The 18,679-nt window shown below is 40.0% G+C and carries 19 protein-coding genes; 13 read left to right on the top strand and 6 right to left on the bottom strand.

The window, feature by feature from the left end; translation table 11 throughout:
- Positions 1-316 precede the first annotated feature (316 nt).
- On the bottom strand, positions 317-1,357 hold the full coding sequence (locus ACHUFV_RS17200; protein ID WP_394236275.1) for an NAD(P)-dependent alcohol dehydrogenase: 1,041 nt from the start codon (positions 1,355-1,357) through the stop codon (positions 317-319).
- Positions 1,358-1,580: 223 nt separating this feature from the next.
- On the opposite strand from ACHUFV_RS17200, the gene ACHUFV_RS17195 reads away from it, so the two are divergent.
- Both ACHUFV_RS17195 and ACHUFV_RS17190 read left to right on the top strand, forming a co-directional pair.
- Positions 1,581-1,988, top strand: a complete 408-nt coding sequence (locus ACHUFV_RS17195) for a MerR family transcriptional regulator (protein WP_394236570.1) — start codon at positions 1,581-1,583, stop codon at positions 1,986-1,988.
- Between the two features lie 424 nt (positions 1,989-2,412).
- Positions 2,413-3,120, top strand: coding sequence for an SDR family NAD(P)-dependent oxidoreductase (locus tag ACHUFV_RS17190; protein ID WP_394236273.1), 708 nt, complete (start codon positions 2,413-2,415; stop codon positions 3,118-3,120).
- Between the two features lie 1,081 nt (positions 3,121-4,201).
- Here ACHUFV_RS17190 and ACHUFV_RS17185 read toward each other — a convergent pair.
- The gene (locus ACHUFV_RS17185; RefSeq protein ID WP_394236271.1) at positions 4,202-5,680 is read right to left on the bottom strand and encodes a DHA2 family efflux MFS transporter permease subunit; all 1,479 of its coding nucleotides are present in this window, start codon (positions 5,678-5,680) and stop codon (positions 4,202-4,204) included.
- 204 nt (positions 5,681-5,884) lie between these two features.
- On the opposite strand from ACHUFV_RS17185, the gene ACHUFV_RS17180 reads away from it, so the two are divergent.
- On the top strand, positions 5,885-6,448 hold the full coding sequence (locus tag ACHUFV_RS17180) for a TetR/AcrR family transcriptional regulator (protein ID WP_394236270.1): 564 nt from the start codon (positions 5,885-5,887) through the stop codon (positions 6,446-6,448).
- 111 nt (positions 6,449-6,559) lie between these two features.
- Here ACHUFV_RS17180 and paiA read toward each other — a convergent pair whose 3' ends face one another.
- Both paiA and ACHUFV_RS17170 read right to left on the bottom strand, forming a co-directional pair.
- Positions 6,560-7,078, bottom strand: coding sequence for a spermidine/spermine N(1)-acetyltransferase (paiA, locus tag ACHUFV_RS17175; RefSeq protein ID WP_394236268.1), 519 nt, complete (start codon positions 7,076-7,078; stop codon positions 6,560-6,562).
- A 25-nt stretch (positions 7,079-7,103) separates the two neighbouring features.
- Positions 7,104-7,556, bottom strand: coding sequence for a MarR family winged helix-turn-helix transcriptional regulator (locus tag ACHUFV_RS17170; protein WP_394236266.1), 453 nt, complete (start codon positions 7,554-7,556; stop codon positions 7,104-7,106).
- A gap of 127 nt (positions 7,557-7,683) precedes the next feature.
- Here ACHUFV_RS17170 and ACHUFV_RS17165 point away from each other — a divergent pair, with 127 nt between their 5' ends.
- Complete coding sequence (locus tag ACHUFV_RS17165; protein ID WP_394236264.1) at positions 7,684-8,127, top strand: GNAT family N-acetyltransferase; 444 nt, start codon at positions 7,684-7,686, stop codon at positions 8,125-8,127.
- Positions 8,124-8,774, top strand: a complete 651-nt coding sequence (locus ACHUFV_RS17160; protein WP_394236263.1) for a YczE/YyaS/YitT family protein — start codon at positions 8,124-8,126, stop codon at positions 8,772-8,774. Before ACHUFV_RS17165 ends, ACHUFV_RS17160 begins: the two co-directional genes overlap by 4 nt.
- Positions 8,775-8,885: 111 nt before the next feature.
- On the opposite strand, the gene ACHUFV_RS17155 is transcribed toward ACHUFV_RS17160, so the two are convergent.
- Positions 8,886-9,314 (bottom strand): SRPBCC family protein, encoded by a 429-nt coding sequence (locus ACHUFV_RS17155; RefSeq protein ID WP_394236261.1) that lies wholly within the window; start codon positions 9,312-9,314, stop codon positions 8,886-8,888.
- Positions 9,315-9,579: 265 nt separating this feature from the next.
- On the opposite strand from ACHUFV_RS17155, the gene ACHUFV_RS17150 reads away from it, so the two are divergent.
- From ACHUFV_RS17150 to ltaS, 7 genes are all read left to right on the top strand, one after another.
- A complete protein-coding gene (locus ACHUFV_RS17150; protein WP_394236259.1) occupies positions 9,580-10,476 on the top strand; it encodes an RCC1 domain-containing protein in 897 nt (298 codons plus the stop codon).
- 118 nt (positions 10,477-10,594) lie between these two features.
- The gene (locus tag ACHUFV_RS17145; RefSeq protein WP_394236257.1) at positions 10,595-10,942 is read left to right on the top strand and encodes a VOC family protein; all 348 of its coding nucleotides are present in this window, start codon (positions 10,595-10,597) and stop codon (positions 10,940-10,942) included.
- Positions 10,943-11,344: 402 nt separating this feature from the next.
- Entirely contained in the window at positions 11,345-12,088 is a 744-nt protein-coding gene (locus tag ACHUFV_RS17140) for an amidohydrolase family protein (protein ID WP_394236255.1), read from the top strand.
- A 167-nt stretch (positions 12,089-12,255) separates the two neighbouring features.
- Positions 12,256-13,236, top strand: coding sequence for an ABC transporter ATP-binding protein (locus tag ACHUFV_RS17135; protein ID WP_394236253.1), 981 nt, complete (start codon positions 12,256-12,258; stop codon positions 13,234-13,236).
- On the top strand, positions 13,226-13,999 hold the full coding sequence (locus tag ACHUFV_RS17130) for an ABC transporter permease (RefSeq protein WP_394236251.1): 774 nt from the start codon (positions 13,226-13,228) through the stop codon (positions 13,997-13,999). The genes ACHUFV_RS17135 and ACHUFV_RS17130 overlap by 11 nt, the downstream gene beginning before the upstream one ends.
- A gap of 1 nt (position 14,000) precedes the next feature.
- On the top strand, positions 14,001-14,789 hold the full coding sequence (locus ACHUFV_RS17125) for an ABC transporter permease (RefSeq protein ID WP_394236249.1): 789 nt from the start codon (positions 14,001-14,003) through the stop codon (positions 14,787-14,789).
- A 298-nt stretch (positions 14,790-15,087) separates the two neighbouring features.
- Entirely contained in the window at positions 15,088-17,028 is a 1,941-nt protein-coding gene (ltaS, locus tag ACHUFV_RS17120; RefSeq protein ID WP_394236247.1) for a lipoteichoic acid synthase, read from the top strand.
- Positions 17,029-17,136: 108 nt separating this feature from the next.
- Here ltaS and ACHUFV_RS17115 read toward each other — a convergent pair whose 3' ends face one another.
- Positions 17,137-18,081 carry an EamA family transporter gene (locus ACHUFV_RS17115; protein WP_394236245.1) on the bottom strand — a complete coding sequence of 315 codons (945 nt, stop codon included), beginning with the start codon at positions 18,079-18,081 and terminating at the stop codon, positions 17,137-17,139.
- 257 nt (positions 18,082-18,338) lie between these two features.
- Here ACHUFV_RS17115 and ACHUFV_RS17110 point away from each other — a divergent pair, with 257 nt between their 5' ends.
- Positions 18,339-18,500, top strand: coding sequence for a hypothetical protein (locus tag ACHUFV_RS17110; RefSeq protein WP_394236243.1), 162 nt, complete (start codon positions 18,339-18,341; stop codon positions 18,498-18,500).
- Positions 18,501-18,679: the final 179 nt, after the last annotated feature.

Raw genomic sequence — 18,679 nt, 5'->3', positions numbered from 1 at the left:
GAAGCCGGGTTACCTTCTGACAAGGGGAAAGCAGAAAAAGCAGAGTCTATCAGAAGCCGGGGTACCTTTTGACAAAGGGGAGGCAGAAAAACCAGAGTCTATCAGAAGCCGGGGTACCTTTTGACAAAGGGGAGGCAGAAAAAGCAGAGTCTGTCAGAAGCCGGGCTACCTTCTGACAAAGGAAAGGCGTGAAAACTAGAATCTGTTAGAAACAGGCTGTATCTGTTATTTCCATTTAATTCATCCAATATAAAAGGGTGCCCCAAAAGTTTAACTTTTGGGACACCCCTTCCTTAGAATCTATCATTTAAACAACTTACATTGTGCTAATATCAATAACAAATCGATACTTTACATCTGAAGCTAATACACGTTTGTAGGCGTCGTCAATTTGGTCGGCTGAAATGACTTCAATCTTAGGAACAATGCTATGTTCTGCACAGAAGTTCAACATCTCTTGTGTCTCACGGATGCCGCCAATCATTGAACCTGCAAAGGAACGGCGATGACCGATGAGTGAGAACACATTTAATGATAGTGGCTCTGCAGGCGCACCAACATTTACGAGAGTACCATCAAGTGTGAGCAATGAGAAATAAGCATCAATATCGAGCTTTGCACTTACCGTGTTAATAATTAAGTCAAAGGTTCTAGCAAGCTTCTGGAATGTTTCCGGATCGCTTGTCGCATAGTAGTGGTCTGCGCCCAATTGCAAGCCATCGTCCTTTTTATTCAATGTTTGGGAAAGAACGGTGACCTCGGCACCCATGCTATGTGCAATTTGGACAGCCATATGACCAAGTCCGCCCATACCGACAACCGCTACTTTTTTACCTGGGCCTGCTCCCCAATGATTTAGCGGCGAGTATGTCGTAATCCCTGCGCAAAGTAATGGTGCTGCCGCATCAAGCTCAATGCTGTCAGGTATTCTGACTACGAAATCTTCAGTTACGACAATGTGGGTAGAATAGCCGCCCTGAGTAGGCTCACCATATTTGTCAACTCCAGCGTATGTAGGGACATTTCCTTTGAGACAGTATTGTTCTTCTCCTTTACGGCAGTTCTCACAATCACCGCAGGAGTCAACCATACATCCGACACCTACTCGGTCACCGACCTTATACTTTGTCACCTCTGGTCCTACATCTGTGACAATTCCTGCAATCTCGTGTCCAGGTACGAGTGGATAGTTCACGGGACCCCATTCGCCGTGAGCCGTATGGATGTCAGAATGGCATATGCCGGCAAATTTAATTTCAATTAGTACATCATGTAAATCAAGATCACGTCTTTTAATTTCAGCCGCTCGAAACGATTTATCAGGTCCGTCGATTGCACGTGCTTTAGCAGTTATCATTTGTTTGTACCTCCAATAAATGAACTTTTAAGAGAAGTGGCCATATGAATCCATTTTTTCTCTTGCAAAACTAGAATAATCCCTCTAGTTAACTCTAGGTCAAGTGATAAGTTTATGAAAAATTGAAGTGTAATGCTTTGACATTCAATCCATAAGCATGGTAGGATGCAACCAAAATATAGAGTTAACTCGAGGTCTATAGCCAAAGGGAAGGGGAAGAATGATCATGACCTATTCAATCAGCGAAGTGGCAAAAAAATTAAATGTCACAGTATATACCTTACGTTACTACGACAAGGAGGGGTTATTGCCTTTCGTAGAGCGCACTCCTAGTGGAACACGATTATTTAAAGAATCTGATATGGAAGCATTAAAAGTCATTCAATGTCTAAAGTCTACCGGAATGCCTATAAAGGAAATTAAAAACTTCATTGCATGGTGTTCTGAGGGGGATGCAACGTTAAGACAAAGATATGATATGTTCCTAGAGCGAAAAGCTGCTGTCGAATTACAATTAGAAGAATTAAATAAGACAATGGAACTCATCAATCATAAATGCAGCTATTACATGACTGCATTGGAAGCAGGCACAGAGGATATACATAAAAACAATAAGATTGTGAATTTCTAATGAGTATAGGCCGCTTTTCCTTCAAATTCATAGTGAAGGACAAGCGGCTCTTTTCTTTAGGAATACTTCTGAACATTATTTCCAAATGACTATTCCTTGGTCTAGTATTACCACCATTTAAGCAGGATCAAGTCCGAAGCCGCAACAACTTCGGACAAGGGAATCCAAAAAACCAATGATATGTCTGAAGAAATACTAATCATCTATCGAAACAAAACTTATATACTTCATTGTATAAAGAAACTGAACAGATGAGTTTGAATATAACGATAAAAATAAGCAGAAAAATCCATTATCATTATGAAAATATTCATCTTGAAATAGAGTAGACTCTAACCTTTATACTTACTCGTATAACATATCTCACTTACTTTTATTAAATGAGTTAGACCAAGATTAATAGCCGATAAATGGAGGATAGAAAATGTCAATGGATAAAAAAGTAGCACTTGTCACCGGCGGGAATCGAGGAATTGGGTATGAACTGGTTAAACAGCTAGCATTGAAAGGATTTAAGGTCATACTCGCAAGCCGGAATGCAGAAATGGGTCGTGAAACAGCGCAAAAACTTAAGGATTCAAATCTTGACGTGTCGTTCGTGTTAATGGATGTTGAAAATCAAGAAAGCGTTCGTCAAGCCGCACTCACAGTAAATGAGCAGTATGGAAGATTAGATGTACTAATTAATAATGCTGGAGTGTATTTGGATAAAAATGAAAAGCTATTGAATATGGAACCGTCCATTGTTGAGAAAACCATGGCAACAAATTTCTTCGGCGCATACTATTGTCTGAGTTCTTTTATGCCCATTATGGAAAAACAAGGGTACGGGAGAATAATAAATATCTCTTCGGAATATGGGGCGTTGAGTGAGATGTCTTATCCAGGAGTGGGTGCATATAAGCTGTCAAAGCTTACTCTAAATGGATTGACGCAATTGGTAGCTGCAGAGGTTAAATGTGATATCAAAATAAATGCGGTCGATCCGGGATGGGTAAGTACAGATATGGGGGGACCCTCTGCTCCAAGAACCCCTGAGCAGGCGGCTAAGTCTATTCTTTGGTTAGCTACAACCGGACCAGAGGGACCTAACGGGGAATTCTTCAGAGATGGAAAACGGATTGATTGGTAGTAAGATAATTGAGCTAATGATGAAGGTCTTTTGCAATTGGTAATAATCAGTTATAGAAAAAAGCCGATTTTCCTTTTTTACTAGGAGGATCGGCTTTTTTCTTTAATTAATAGAAGAAAGGGAGGTTCCACGTTTGATCAATTTAGAAAATGTAACAGAAGCATCGTCCGAGACTGCTGAAAAGAGTACTTATTTGTAATGTACATACGTATATAGAAAATTGCGCGAAGTTGTAGGATATATGACATTTTAGGTAACAAATTATAGGCGACCGAAGCAAGATTATTTAACCATTTTGGGTAGCCTATCACACATCTATGCGACTTAAGTAAGGTCAATTAACCATTTTGGGTAGCGTATCACGCATCTATGCGACCGAAGTAATGTCAATTAATCATTATGCGTAGCGTATCACACATCTATGCGACTTAAGTAAGGTCAATTAACCATTTTGGGTAGCGTATCACGCATCTATGCGACCGAAGTAATGTCAATTAATCATTATGCGTAGCGTATCACACATCTATGCGACTTAAGTAAGGTCAATTAACCATTTTGGGTAGCGTATCACGCATCTATGCGACCGAAGGAAGGTCAATTAACTATTTTGGGTAGCCTATCACGCATCTATGCGACCGAAGGAAGGTCAAATAACCAGAATGGGTAGCTTATCACGTATCTATGCGACCGAAGGAAGGTTATTTAACCATTTTCAGTAGTGTATCACCCTTGTAGGCGACCGAAGCAAGATTATTTAACCAGAATGGGTAGCGTATCACGCATCTATGCGACCGAAGTAAGGTCAATTAACCATTTTGGGTAGCGTATCACCCTTCTATGCGACCAAAGTAAGGTCAATTAACTATTTTGGGTAGCGTATCACCCTTCTATGCGACGGAAGCAAGATCAATTAACTATTTTGGGTAGCGTATTACGCTTCTATGCGACCGAAGAAAAGTCAATTAACGAGAATGAGTAGCCTATCACACTTCTATACTACCGAATCAAGGTCATTTAACCATTTTCAATAGCCTATCACGTTCGCAAACATCATCAAGAGCGGATCAACCAGCCTCTATTTTCATTTTGTACTTGTTTCTAGTTTACCTTCTCCTATGGTTTTCCCTTGATCTTCTGCTGCTTTTTTATTTGGCATGAATACTGTCAAAATGAATGTAATGACAGCTAAAATGAGCATAAAAAAGTATGCATCGTTTGTTCCGAGAATGGAGGCTTCCTTTAGCAGCTGGGATTGGGACAATACTTGGCCGGATTCCATCAATTCAGTCACATGACTTTTCGTCCTCGTTGTTAAATACGTGACAACGAGTGCTGTTCCCATTGCGCCTGCCAGCTGACGAACGGTATTCGAAACAGCTGTTCCATGGGCATTTAGCTTCTTCGGAAGTGCATTCAGCCCTGCAGTATTGATTGGCATTGTTAAGAAGCTTAACCCTATACGAAGGATAATCGTTCTTACCATTAGAAAGGTAAAGCTGGTCGTATCGCTTAAATGTGTGACGTCCCATGTCGCATAGGTGATAAGGCAGAGGCCGATCAGAGCTAATGGTTTCGCACCAAATTTATCGAATAAACGACCGGTGATGGGCGACATGATGGCATTGATGACGGCGCCAGGCAATAACAGTAAGCCCGTGTCAAGGACCGAGAAGCCTCTGCTCGTCTGCAGATATAGCGGAAGTAAAATCATATCGGCATACATGATCATCGTATACAACGTGAGAATAATGGACGTGATCGTGAACATCTTTTCCTTAAAAACTTGTAAATTAAGTAACGGGTCGGCTGAAGTTAGTTGACGCCAACAGAATGCGATAAGAAAAATGATTCCCACACCCAAATAGAGTAGCACTTTTGCACTTCCCCAGCCATGATCACCTGCACTGCTTAATCCAAATAGGATTCCGCCGAATCCGATTGTAGATAGAATGATGCTGATGATGTCTAGTTTGGGCCGCGATGTTTCTGATACATTGACGAGGAATTTCAGTGCTAAAAGGATGATCACAATGATAAGCGGCAGCATCCCGATAAATAACCAGCGCCATGAATAATGCTCAATCACAAAACCAGCCAAGACTGGACCAATTGCTGGTGCAAAGATGATGGAAAGGCCGATCATTCCCATTGCTGTTCCGCGACGCTCGGGAGGGAAGACCGATAGGACCACCATCATTAACAGCGGCATGATAATTCCTGCACCCGCAGCTTGAATCAGCCTCCCTGTTAATAGAAGTTCAAAGCCCGGTGCAATAGCACTTACGAACGTTCCGATTAGCAACAAACTCATGGAACTAATGAATAGCTGACGGGTTGTAAATCGTTTCATCAGAAAAGCAGTGACTGGCACTAAAATCCCATTGACCAGCATAAAGCCAGTTGATAGCCACTGTACAGTGGTAGCGGTAATTTTAAATTCCTTCATTAAATCGGGTAACGCAACATTTAATATCGTCTGATTCAGGACGGATAAAAAACAGCCTATAAGCATAATGGTTAACAGAATCCCATTATTTATTTGTTTTTCTGGTTGACTCATATGATTAATTTCACATTCCTTTCACATATGCCTAATTGACAAGCAGTTAATTAATTGATACTGTGTCGATAAAATAGATACTAATGATACTAACATGCGAATATGAAAATGACCATTTACACTTTTGAAAGATATGTATAGTAATTGACAATCTAGATAGTATTTGTCGATAAAGTTGAAGTTTATAGACAAGGGGATAAAATAATGTCAAATCAGAAGAAAGCAAAGGTTGATCCTCGAATTTTACGGACAAAGAGAATGTTTAAGGAAGCGCTTATTTCTTTGCTTACAGAGAATGGAGATCAAAGTAAGTTAACCGTTCAAAAAATAGCCGAGCGGGCAGAACTAAATCGTGCTACCTTTTATTTGCATTACCGTGATATCGAGGACTTAATGGAGCAAATGACGGATGAAATTCTTGAGGAGCTATCCGAAAAGATCCTCCCTCATTCCGACGGACAACGGCCAAAGGGACATTCTCCGCTTGTTTCTTTTCTAGAGCATATTTACCAGCATGGAGCACTCTTCCATGTCATGCTAGAGAATAAGGATTTCCGCAATCGAATATTCAACATACTAGTAGAAATCATTCTTATTAAGGGTGAAGAAAGAAAGGCAAAAGGAAATCCGTTTCAGTTACCAACTGAAATCATGGCTTCCTCGACACTGGGGATTGTGACATGGTGGGTTCAGGCAGAAATGCCCTATAGTCCAAGCTTTTTGGCAAAGCAAATGATTTTAATGATGTTTAGCAAAAAGAAAGAGTGAGTTTACATGGTTCGTTGCAAGCATATTCATGGGGGATTATTAATAAATCAAAAAGGAAAGTTCTATAGCGATTATACTGCGCTATGAACTTTCCTTTTAATTATTAGAAAGCTATTGGAGTGTTTTAGTCATAATAAAATCGATTTGTTCCTCATCACCCATATAAAACGAGTGGGCTCCTGTTTGCACAAATCCCATTTTCCGGTAAAATGCAATTGCATTTTCATTTTTTTCCCAAACACCTAGCCAGATCTTCTTTTTCTTCTTTTCCATCGCTAGTTCCATCGCTCGATTAAACAGATAGTTACCAAGGCCGTGTTTTTGAAATGGCTTCTTTATATAAATCCTTTCAATCTCAAATGCTTCATCGCCCATTTCTTCTGACTGTGCATCGTTGGTATTGATCTTTAAATAGCCAGCGAGTTCATCATGAAAATAAACAAAAAAGAATTCAGAAGAAAGATTGGATAATTCACATTCTAGTTGTTTTACGTTAAATGCCTTTTCCAAATAGGCATGCATATTTTCGGGTGAATTTTGATCCTTAAATGTGTCATTAAATGTTTCATAGCTAATGGCTTGAAGGGTGTGTAAATCTTCAACGGTGCACTTTTTTATAAGAATAGTCATGTCTAGTTGTCGCTCCTTACGATGATTAATAATTTCTCTTGTTGCCCTTTTTGACATAATCCCAGTCTTTTTCGATATTTTTTCTTACTCTTTGAATAAGATTGTATATGGTTTCGACTTCACTTTCGGAAAATCCCTTTAATGCAACCAGATTGGAATAATCATGTTCCCGTTTGATAAAGGGATATACCATTTTTCCTTTTTCTGTAGGAAAGAGCTTTTTAATTTTTTTATTTTGTTGATCGTCTTGTTTTTCAATAAAACCATTCATTTCAAGCTTTTGTATCGCACGTGCTGTAGTTGTTCGGTCTACTTTAATCATTTCGGCTACCTTTTCTTGAATGATGCCTGGGTTTTCGCATATCCGGACAAGGTACAAATATTGCCCTTTTGTCAGGTCGTATTCTTTGAATTCTATGTTACTAATAGAATCTAACGCCCTGGCGATCATACCAATTTCACGTAGAATTTCCTTCATCCTGAACTCCTTCACACACATTTTTTTGTTGCATTTACTATAAAATTGATTTACATTAAATCTAACCTAATTTTATTGCATTTGCAACAAAATATTATAGGGCAATTTTTAAAAAGGACTGATCAACATGTATACAAAAAGAGTAACAACGGATGAAGAGTTAAAGGCAGCATTTTCAATTAGGAAAGAGGTATTTGTGAAAGAACAGGGTGTGCCATTAGAGGATGAATTTGATCAATTCGATACACTGGACGGACAATGTGAACATATAATCGTCGATTACCATGACCAGCCAGTCGGAACAGGAAGGTTAAGGTTTGTGGATGGAGTAGGTAAGTTGGAAAGAATCTGCATCCTCGAGTCTTATCGTAAATACGGTCTTGGAAAAAGGATTATAGAAGCGTTAGAAGAAATAGCAGAAGAGCGGGGAGCTTCAAAGGTTAAATTACATGGACAAACACATGCAGAAGGCTTCTATCAAAAATTTGGTTACCGTACAGCATCAGAAGTCTTTATGGAGGACGGCATCCCACATATTTTAATGCTTAAAGAATTGTCTGGAAAATCATGATAAAGAGGTCGCATAAATATCTTTTTTATGTCGCGGGGATTTTTCTATTAACCCTTGGTGTTGCTTTCACGATCCAATCAGACCTTGGAACATCACCGTTTGATGCCCTTTTGGTCGGATTGTCTATCAATGTAGGGCTTACAGTGGGAAGTTGGGAAATTATCATCGCTTTACTTTTAATGGTTTGTAATTCACTTTTAACAAGACAAAGACCAGAGATGTTGGGCTTAGTGACATCGTTCATAACGGGGATTGGGATTGATATGTGGCTATTTCTCTTGCACAATTTGATAACACCTGAAGCACTATGGAGCCAATTGGTTTGGTTTGGAATGGGCTTAGTTGTAATAGGATTAGGAACTGCCATCTATTTACAAACAAATTTTGCGCCGATTCCCGTTGATCGACTAACCTTAATCATAAAAGAGTTAACAAGAACAAATATCTTTCTATCAAAAACATTGATATACCTCCTATTCCTGATCATGGCCATGATTTTCAATGGACCGATTGGCGTAGGAACTCTATTAACCGTTTGCTTAGGCGGGCTGATATTGAATTACTTTATGCCCGTTATTGAAAAAATGTTTGAACGTTTAGCATACTCTACTACAATAACAACTTTTGATAAAAAGCATTCGGTATAGGATGCTTTTTTATTTTGATCGAAATGAGATTTTGAAGGAAGAAATAGAAGAACCGAGTGAAATGAAGGAGTCAATCCCAGCTATTTACTCGGTTCTATTTAAACGGCTTACCTATTCTTCTTTTGAATTTGCCATGTATGTTCTAAAATTATCTAAAATGGCCTGCCAGCCGGCTTCTTGCATCTCAATAGGATTGCTGTTTTCGGCCTCAAAGGTTTCGATTATCTTTGTTTCGTTTCCTTGGCTAATAAAAGTGATCGTAACGTTTCTTCCATCATCTAAGTTGTAAGAAATACGATCATTTAATTTAACATCATCATAAACACCGCTAAAATCGAAACCAAAACTGCCATCTTTCGCTTCCATTCTTGAAAGAAATTTTCCACCAATCTGCAAATCATTCTCAGCATATGGAGTGTGCCATTCATCTGAAGCCGTGTTCCATTTTGTTATATGTTCTGGCTCTGTCCAATATTTCCATACCTTTTCTACAGGTGCTGGTACTGTTGTTTCTACTGTAATTTTTTTAGATGTGTCCATTTGTTTTACCGCCTTTCCTAAGACCAAAATTTTTTATGTAATTGTCTACAAAGCAGTCTGATTCTATTGTAATTGATTTTAGAAAAATTCCCTAATTTGACATGAAGAATGAGAGTACTGAATAGGAAGCAAATGGGTAGGCTGATTTGATATTGGGTTACTATATAAGTGGTACTGTTTTTCTTTTACAACGAAAGCGGCAAGTTGGTATACAAGCAAAAATGATACAATACAAAATAGGTTTTGTTTTTCAAGGAGGTAAGTCATGGATGACATGTCACCGAAGGAAAGGGTGTTAAGGGTGAAACGGTGGCCTAAGGATACGATAGACGCGGGACGTCGCCATACAGTTGGTCTTCAATCGGACGGAACGGTGAGGGCTGTGGGAGATAATAAATATGGCCAATGTGATGTAAGAGGCTGGCGTGATATGGTGGAGGTGGCTGCGGGTAATGTTCATATGGCAAGGAACACGGGGAATGCTCATACAATCGGTCTTCAATCGGATGGAACGGTGAGGGCTGTGGGGTGGAATAAGCATAATCAATGCGAGGTAAACGACTGGCGTGATATTACTTCGGTTGCCGCAGGCTGGTGTCATTCCATTGGTCTTCAATCGGATGGAAGGGTAGTAGCTGTGGGTCGAAATAATGAAGGGGAATGTAATGTAAATGACTGGAAGAATGTAGTGGCGATTGCTGCGGGGGACTGGCATACCATTGGTCTTAAAATGGATGGCACTGTGACGGCTACGGGTAATAATCGGTATCGTCAATGCCATGTAAGCAGCTGGTGCGATATGGTGGCGGTCGAGGCGGGCTATCTTCATACGATCGGACTTCAATCGGACGGATCGGTTGCGGCTGTGGGCTTGAATAAGCATGCTCAATGTGATGTAAGTGATTGGCGAGATATCGTGGCGATCTCAGCGGGTAGTAAACACACGGTCGGCCTTCAATCGGACGGCACAGTGGTGGCTGCGGGCTGGAATGAGTATGGTCAATGCAATGTAGGAGATTGGCGTGATATTGTGGCAATCGCGGCGGGTTGTGCCCATACCGTCGGCCTTCAATCGGACGGCACGGTGGTTGCTGTGGGGGACAATGAATACGGTCAATGCAATGTCAGCGACTGGCATGGTATCCAGCTGCCTACCCAATAATTATTGTTGCTGAGGAAGTTTTTTTCATTATCGAAATGTGCAAGTTTATTAAAGCAGGATTTTATTATTATTTCGTGAATTTCTAATTAAACAAAAAAGTGAAGGGAGCCAATTCAGTATGATAAAAGGTGTCGGTGGAATATTTTGGAGGACTAAAAATCTAGAGACAATAAAGAAATGGTACAGGGATGTGCTGAAGCTTGATATAGATAATTGGAATGGGACGATTATTAAACCCCAGTCAGAAACAGAAACGATCTTTTCTTTCTTTACTGAAGATGATCGATACTTTCCTACAGACCAGCAGGTGATGCTAAATTTCCAGGTTTATGATATTAACGAAACGATGAAGCATCTTGAAAAATTGGGTGTACCTCTTGCAAAGGAAAAAGAGAGTAGTGATTTTGGTCAGTTTATTTGGATTAAAGATCCCGAAGGTAGACTGATTGAGCTATGGGAGAAGTAAAAGCTGTCAACTATGTTGAATAAAGAGGGGAAACAAGGAGTTGAAGTTGGAGCTCCTTTTTCTTTTTCTACTAAGGCTCTGTTATAACTGAATGTTGATTTTCCTGTGTTTGAAAATAAACGGTAAAATTCCGGCTATATTGGGAAATGCCCCTATTTCCTTAGAAATAAAGGAGGTTTTTCCGTTTATAGGATTCAAATCTTTGCTTTTTGTCTTATTTAGAGCAGGTAATCGGAGTATCTCCGCTTATTTCTGCTTTTAAGCCTCCATTATATACATTAACAGGAGATTCTCCGCCTATGAAATCTCACACCTATACGAAAATCAACCATTTTTAGTAACAGAGCCTTTACTATATCAATTTCCGATGTATGAACCATTAAAGAAATAGAGGGAAGGAGCATGAGAATGTTTGATGCACATTTTCATATTATTGATTTTCATTTTCCCATTACTGAAAACCAAGGCTATATGCCGCCCAACTATGGTGTAGAGGATTATCAAAAGGATACTGCTGATTGGAATGTATTAGGGGGAGCGATTGTATCCGGTTCATTCCAAGGCTTTGACCAGGATTATTTAGTTAACGCGTTGAAGCAAATGGGTCCAGCATTTTGTGGCGTTACGCAATTACCTTATACTGTGTCGGACGAAGAGATAGTAAATTTAAATGAAAAAGGGGTAAAAGCATTACGGTTTAATATAAAACGAGGTGGCTCAGAGGATTTATCAAAGCTCGATTACTTTGCTAGAAGAGTTTATGATTTAGTTGGCTGGCACAGCGAGCTATATATTGATGCAAAGGAGATTCCCCAAATTGCAACAACTATTGAAAAATTACCTGCTATTTCCATTGACCATTTAGGATTGTCGGAAGAAGGATTACCACATTTATTAAAATTAATTGATAAAGGTATTCGTGTTAAAGCAACAGGTTTTGGACGTGTGGAGCTGAATGTGGAAAATGCTTTAACATCCATATATCGGACAAATCCTGATGCACTGATGTTTGGGACAGATTTGCCATCTACAAGAGCAAAAAGACCTTTTGCGTATGAGGATATTAAATTGATCCAGCACCTTTTTGATGAACAGGCTGCTGATAAAATCTTGTATACAAATGCTTTAAAATGGTATTTTAAGTAATCCTACTTTCATTCATCTAGAATAAAAATAGCTAAATGTTTTATAAGACTCTTTTTCATATAAAAAATAGATTGCCACGAACTGATCTCACAAGCATTTTGAATTGACATCTGCTAGTTTTCTACTAAACTTTTTAAAGTAATTATCTATTCATTGCTGGAGGAACTATGTCCATTCAAGTTGAAAATTTATATAAATCATTTCGTGTCCATGTCCGGAAGGAAGGCTGGACAGAGGCGCTGCGCAGTTTGTTCAAACGGGAATACCAAACAGTCGAGGCTGTGAAGGATGTGTCCTTCACGATTGATACCGGTGAGATTGTAGGGTTTTTAGGACCAAATGGAGCGGGAAAAACAACCACGATTAAGATGCTGGCAGGTCTTTTGCATCCTACTTCAGGAAACATTGAGGTGAGCGGCTTTAAACCGCAGGAGCAGAGGAATGAGTTCAAAAAAATCATGAGTCTGGTTATGGGTCAGAAAAGTCAATTGATTTGGGATATCCCGCCAATGGAGACCTTTCTCGTCAATAAAAGCGTGTATGAAATAGAGGAGAAGGTATTCCGCCAAACCTTAGATGAATTGGTTGAACTCCTTGAGCTGGAACCTTTGCTGGGGAAGCCGGTTCGGAATCTGAGTCTCGGTCAGCGGATGAAATGTGAGCTTGCCGCTTCGTTATTGCATCGACCTTCGATTCTTTTTTTAGATGAACCGACGATTGGATTGGATGTCCATACACAGGAAAAGGTACGGGAATTCATTGCGAAATATAATCGGGAACACAAAACCACGATTCTCCTAACCTCGCATTATATGGGAGATGTGACGGCGCTTTGTGATCGGGTATTGATTATTAATCACGGGAAGCTGCTTTACGACGGAGAACTGCAGGTCTTAACGGAGAGATTAACACCCTATAAATTGTTAGAGGTTCGTCTGCCTTCCATCTCAGATGTTTCATGGGAAAGGTTCGGTGAAGTGGTTTCTTTTGAGGATGGAAAGCTAACGCTTCGAGTAGCAAGGGATCGTGTAGCGATGGTCTCCTCTGAATTGCTGGCTAATTTTGACATCCATGACCTTAATATACAAGAGCCACCAATGGAGGAAGTCATTACGTTAGCCTTCCAGGAGGAGTCACATGCTAGTTAAATATCGGGCGATATTAAGAATGAAATATGTAGAGATGTTTTCGTATCAGCTATCAACGATGGTCTGGATGTTTGGCACGATGGTTCAGCCTTTGATTACGATGATGGTGTGGATGAACATTTACCCGGACCAAGGTGACGCATTTATTTTATATTTTATCTCCCTGATTATGGTTGAGCGGCTGACAAGTGCATGGGACGTATGGGAAATGGACCGTCAAATTCGTGAAGGAACGTTCTCCTATCAAATCGTGAGGCCGTTTCATCCGGTTCACTGGGCAATTGCTGAAAACATTGTTTATAAAGGCTTATTTCTAGTCGTCCTTGTTCCATGCTGGATTGTCCTATCCATCTTTCTTCCTTCACTAAAATTACAGCTGTCGGCAGGTCAATGGGGGTTATTCTTAGCCGCGTTGTTACTGGGAGCGATTATCCGATTTTCTGTCAGCTTTCTATTTGGGATTTTGGGTTTTTGGATGACGAAGGTGACCGCACTGTATGCGATGTTTGAGACGGTTTCTTTATTTATTTCAGGAAGAATTGCGCCGTTTTCACTCCTGCCGCCGGTTGTTAAGCAAATCAGCATTTTTCTGCCGTATCGCTATATGATCGGGTTTCCATTAGAAATCTTAACAGGTGCCTATGATACTCATACTCTCTTAGTTGGTTTTACAGGAGCGATGATTTGGTCTGTCCTTCTGATTGGGGCGATTTGTTGGCTATGGAAGGCTGGATTAAAGAAAAATCAGGCAGTGGGAGGATAACATGGGGCGATATTGGCGAATTTTTAAAGAATTTTTCCGAACTTGTCTGGTAGAGGAGCTCGAATATCGCAGCGAGTTTATAGGAAATCTTTTATCGAGTCTTTTTGGTATTATTGTGTCGATTTTAATGGTGCAAATCTTTTTCTATCAAACGGATCAATTAGGTGGCTGGGCCTATGCCGATGTTCTGATTCTTCTCGGTATTTACAATACGCTACAGGGTCTGATTGATTTCGCACTGCGGCCGAATATGCCGAGACTGCTTTTGCATATACGGATGGGTACGCTCGATTATGTTTTGACGAAACCGGTGGATAGCATGTTTTTCGTGAGCCTAAGGCATCTTAACTTCTGGCGTTTAATTGATGTTTTGTTAGGGATGGGATTAACCGTCTATGGTTTGGTGGAAAAGCAATGGGTCCCGACCTTCCTTGATGTGGTTTTCTTTTGCGTGACCATTCTTTCGGCTTTATTGATTATTTATTCTTTATGGATGCTGTTGATGACCACTGCCTTTTGGGTGATTCGAATGGATGATTTATCTTTCCTGTTCACTTCCTTTTTTGAAACCACTCGATTTCCGATTACAATGTACAAGGGCTGGATGCGCATAGCATTAACGTATCTCTTGCCTGCTGCGTTTCTGACCTTCACACCAGCAAGTGCTTTGCTTGGAATGTGGGATGTTCAAACAACGATTATGTCAGGATTTGTAGCAATCATTTTCTTTTGGCTGGCTCGGAGATTTTGGAAGTTTGCCCTTGCGAACTACACCAGTGCCAGCAGTTAAATCGTTTCGTAGTTTAAAGGGAGACCATGGGGACGGGTTCATTGGCTCTGAGCTAATGAACCCGTCTCTATGGTCTCTTTGGTAAATTTTTAATTGAATTTTAGTATTGTCTTTTTTGTTCAGAAGGAGTATAGTTACTATCCTGAAGCGTGACATTTTATATTATTATATTTTAATTTGTTCATAGTTTGTTCATAATTTCCATTTAAGCTAATGATTAGATTAAATAGTAGTAATCATATATTTAATTATAAGTAAGATTATGTCATAATCGTTTGCTAGAGGTAGGTGCTAATTAATGAAACGAAAAGTTCAAGGTATTTCTCAAAAATATATTGGCTTTTTCTTTTTGGCCGTTATTCTTCTTTGGGTGAAAACATATGTTGCCCAATTAACTCAATTTGACTTAGGAATTCAAAACGTCATTCAACAAGTTCTATTATTTATCAATCCGTTAGGTTCAGCGTTACTATTTTTAGGATTGTCTGCTTTATTTAAAGGAAGAAAAAAATATATTGCATTGATTGGGATGGATTTTCTATTATCGTTTCTATTGTTTGCCAATGTGGTATACTATCGATTCTTTAATGATTTCATTACGCTGCCAACATTGACTCAGACACAAAACTTTGGCGATGTCAGTGGAAGTGTGTCAACGTTATTGAAACCATATGACTTCTTGTTTTTTATTGATACGATTTTATTAGTGGCATTACTTGTTTTTCGGATGGTGAAAATCGAGACAAAAGATATGAGCCGTCCAAAGGTGGCTGCTCTATTCTCATTAGCGCTTGCCATTTCCTGTGCCAATCTTTCGATAGCGGAGATAGACCGTCCGCAATTATTAACAAGAGGATTTGACAGAAACTATATTGTGAAATATTTAGGTATGTACAATTATACGATTTACGATGCGGTGACAAGCACAAAGGCATCAGCTCAGCGTGTTGTGGCCAGCAGTGACGATATCACTGAAGTGAAGAACTACACTAATTCCAATTATGCAGCGCCGAATCCGGTTTATTTTGGTGCAGCTAAAGGAATGAACGTCATTTATTTGCATTTGGAGTCAACTCAAAACTTCCTTATAAATTACAAGCTGAATGGGGAAGAAGTGACACCGTTTTTGAACTCGTTAACACAGGACGCCAATACCCTTTACTTTGATAATTTTTTCCATCAAACAGGTCAAGGGAAAACAGCAGATGCTGAATTTATGCTTGAAAACTCTTTATTCGGTCTGCCACAGGGTGCTGCCTTTACGACAAAAGGATTAAACACGTTCGAATCGGCACCGGGAATTTTAGGTCAGCAGGGGTATACGTCTGCGGTATTCCATGCGAATGCAGGAAGCTTTTGGAACCGCAATGAAATATACAAATCATTTGGTTATGACAAATTCTTTGATAGTAAATACTATCAATTAAGCCCAGAAAATCAGGCGGAATATGGAATGATGGATAAACCGTTCTATCAACAATCGACTGCATTATTAGAAACATTGCCGGAGCCGTTTTATGCGAAATTTATTCCGGTGGCAAACCATTATCCGTATAAAATGGACCAAACTCAAACGACCATTGCACCTGCTGCAACAGGCGATGCATCAGTCGATGATTATTTCCAAACAGCCCGTTATGCGGACGAAGCGTTAAAAGAGATGTTTGATTATTTAAAGCAAACTGGCTTATATGACCGTTCCATTATTATTATGTACGGTGACCACTATGGTATATCCGAAAACCATAATAAGGCAATGGAGCAAGTGCTTGGAAAAGACATCACTCCATTTGAAAGTGCAGGACTACAGCGTGTGCCGTTATTTATTCATGTACCTGGAATGCAAGGCGGGGTTAATCACGCATACGGCGGCCAGGTAGATATTCTTCCGACACTACTTCATTTGTTAGGTATTGATTCAAAAGAATACGTTCAATTCGGTACTGATTTACTGTCTGAACAGCATGATAATCTTGTGCCATTCCGAAATGGCGACTATGTAAGTCCGACAATTACAGCTGTTGGTGACAAGTATTATGACACATCAACCGGATTAGAACTGCCGATGGATAGGTTGGAAGAAGCGAAAAAGTACCACGAAATGGTGGATCAAAAGCTGGCAATGTCCGATAGAGTGGTTAATGGTGACTTATTGCGTTTCTACGCACCAGAAGGCTTTACTCCAATTGACCGGACACAGTATGACTATAATGAAGCAACAGAAGGTACAACCAAATAATTAAAGAAGGCTGCTTGGGTTTTAACTCAGGCAGCCTTTTATTAACAGGTGCCAGGCACCATCCATTTTTTGGATGGTGCCTGGCAACTTTTTTAGCAAACCCCTCTATCAGCTAATTCTAAGCGGCTTTTCATTGTTACGTGGCCTGCTGTTTCTTGATGAAGGCTCCTTCGTTAAAGCCATCAATAGGATCATTCCAATAATACAAGCTGTACCAATCCATTGGAAAAAACCAAACGGTTCTTTTAGCCAAAAGACCGTTGTTAATACAGCTGCCAGTGGCTCTACACTGCCGAGAAGACTGGATTCCTTCGGCGCCAGGCTTTGCAGACTTTCGATATAGAACCAAAAAGCAATCAACGTACCAAATAGGATCACGAAGACTAAATAGGCATAAGCCTCCAGCGTTAAGTTTGAAAAGTCCATTTGCCAAGGTGGATGGATAAAGCTTAAGGCAAAGCCCCCAATGATCATAGCCCACCCGACAATGACAAGTGAATCAAATCTCGCAAGAAGTGGAACGGCATAAAGCGTATAAAAGGCTAAAGCGATTCCGGATAATACACCCCAAACGATGGCAGGTGTTGGCACGGATAATTGAGAAACAGAGCCGTTTGTTAATAAAAAGAAACAACCAACTAAAGCAAGCGTTACTGTCAACAAATCCTTTCCTGTTAGAACCGATTGCCTACGGAGAACAAGGTATACAATAATCATCACAGGTGCCAAATACTGCAGCAGCGTGGCAACAGCCGCATTTCCATGTTCAATGGAGACCATATATGTATATTGAACCGCAAGCATACCGAGTAACCCGAAGATGATCAGTTGAATGGCGATCCTTCGATCTTTCCAAATACCAAGTATCTGTGAACGGTCTTTTCCGATATATTGTACGGTTAATAGTAAAACGCCAGATATAAGCAATCGAATCGTAACCAGCCAATCTACATCGATTCCATATTGTTGAAAAAGCTTTTTTGCTACTGTGCCGCCAATCCCCCAAAATATGGCTCCCGTTAGGACGAGAAGTATTCCCTTCATTCGATTCATGATTGATTCTCCACCTTTAACAATAAAAAACTATAGTTTAAATAATAAGTGGTAAACTTCTAAAATCATAGAAAAATAGTTGAAAAATGTAAGTATTTTCAAGTGGAAATAGGCAAATGAAAAAACTTCGACACATTTTAGGGGAAATAAGAGCTATTCGTTTTTTTAAAGAAAGATGAAATGTTTTGCCTAGCAAACTCGTTATAATGATTGAAAGTGATCATAGATGAATGAGCGGTGGAAGGAGGGGCTAGGCAATGGAACAAGAACGGCAATGGATAGAGGATGTGTTGTCGGGGAATAAGCAAGCTTACGCACACATCCCGTGCAGCCGAATGCAAAAGGCAAAAGGGAAGCAAGGTCGCAATCTGATGCCCGAACAGCTGAATGCAAACGGTGAAAGGGAATCAAGGCCGTAATCTGATGCCCGTGTAGCTGAATGCAAAAGGCAAAAGGGAAGCAAGGTCGCAATCTGATGCCTGTGCAGCCGAATGCAAAAGGCAAAAGGGAAGCAAGACCCTAATCTGATGCCCGTGCAGCTGAATGCAAAAGGCAAAAGGGAAGCAAGGTCGCAATCTGATGCCCGTGCAGCTGAATG

The sequence above is a fragment of the Niallia oryzisoli genome, assembly GCF_043641075.1.
Lineage (GTDB): Bacteria > Bacillota > Bacilli > Bacillales > Cytobacillaceae > Bacillus_BD > Bacillus_BD oryzisoli_A.
The sequence above is the reverse complement of the archived record's forward strand: the minus strand, read 5'-3'. Positions and strand labels throughout refer to the sequence as shown.

Coding starts and splice junctions, on each gene's coding strand:
- ACHUFV_RS17140 (WP_394236255.1), top strand. CDS start 11,345: ATGAGAATGTTTGATGCACATTTTCATATTATTGATTTTCATTTTCCC.
- ACHUFV_RS17165 (WP_394236264.1), top strand. CDS start 7,684: ATGTATACAAAAAGAGTAACAACGGATGAAGAGTTAAAGGCAGCATTT.
- ACHUFV_RS17180 (WP_394236270.1), top strand. CDS start 5,885: ATGTCAAATCAGAAGAAAGCAAAGGTTGATCCTCGAATTTTACGGACA.
- ACHUFV_RS17110 (WP_394236243.1), top strand. CDS start 18,339: ATGGAACAAGAACGGCAATGGATAGAGGATGTGTTGTCGGGGAATAAG.
- ACHUFV_RS17155 (WP_394236261.1), bottom strand. CDS start 9,314: ATGGACACATCTAAAAAAATTACAGTAGAAACAACAGTACCAGCACCT.
- ACHUFV_RS17160 (WP_394236263.1), top strand. CDS start 8,124: ATGATAAAGAGGTCGCATAAATATCTTTTTTATGTCGCGGGGATTTTT.
- ACHUFV_RS17200 (WP_394236275.1), bottom strand. CDS start 1,357: ATGATAACTGCTAAAGCACGTGCAATCGACGGACCTGATAAATCGTTT.
- ACHUFV_RS17170 (WP_394236266.1), bottom strand. CDS start 7,556: ATGAAGGAAATTCTACGTGAAATTGGTATGATCGCCAGGGCGTTAGAT.
- ACHUFV_RS17125 (WP_394236249.1), top strand. CDS start 14,001: ATGGGGCGATATTGGCGAATTTTTAAAGAATTTTTCCGAACTTGTCTG.
- ACHUFV_RS17150 (WP_394236259.1), top strand. CDS start 9,580: ATGGATGACATGTCACCGAAGGAAAGGGTGTTAAGGGTGAAACGGTGG.
- paiA (WP_394236268.1), bottom strand. CDS start 7,078: ATGACTATTCTTATAAAAAAGTGCACCGTTGAAGATTTACACACCCTT.
- ACHUFV_RS17115 (WP_394236245.1), bottom strand. CDS start 18,081: ATGAATCGAATGAAGGGAATACTTCTCGTCCTAACGGGAGCCATATTT.
- ACHUFV_RS17130 (WP_394236251.1), top strand. CDS start 13,226: ATGCTAGTTAAATATCGGGCGATATTAAGAATGAAATATGTAGAGATG.
- ACHUFV_RS17145 (WP_394236257.1), top strand. CDS start 10,595: ATGATAAAAGGTGTCGGTGGAATATTTTGGAGGACTAAAAATCTAGAG.
- ACHUFV_RS17185 (WP_394236271.1), bottom strand. CDS start 5,680: ATGAGTCAACCAGAAAAACAAATAAATAATGGGATTCTGTTAACCATT.
- ACHUFV_RS17135 (WP_394236253.1), top strand. CDS start 12,256: ATGTCCATTCAAGTTGAAAATTTATATAAATCATTTCGTGTCCATGTC.
- ltaS (WP_394236247.1), top strand. CDS start 15,088: ATGAAACGAAAAGTTCAAGGTATTTCTCAAAAATATATTGGCTTTTTC.
- ACHUFV_RS17190 (WP_394236273.1), top strand. CDS start 2,413: ATGTCAATGGATAAAAAAGTAGCACTTGTCACCGGCGGGAATCGAGGA.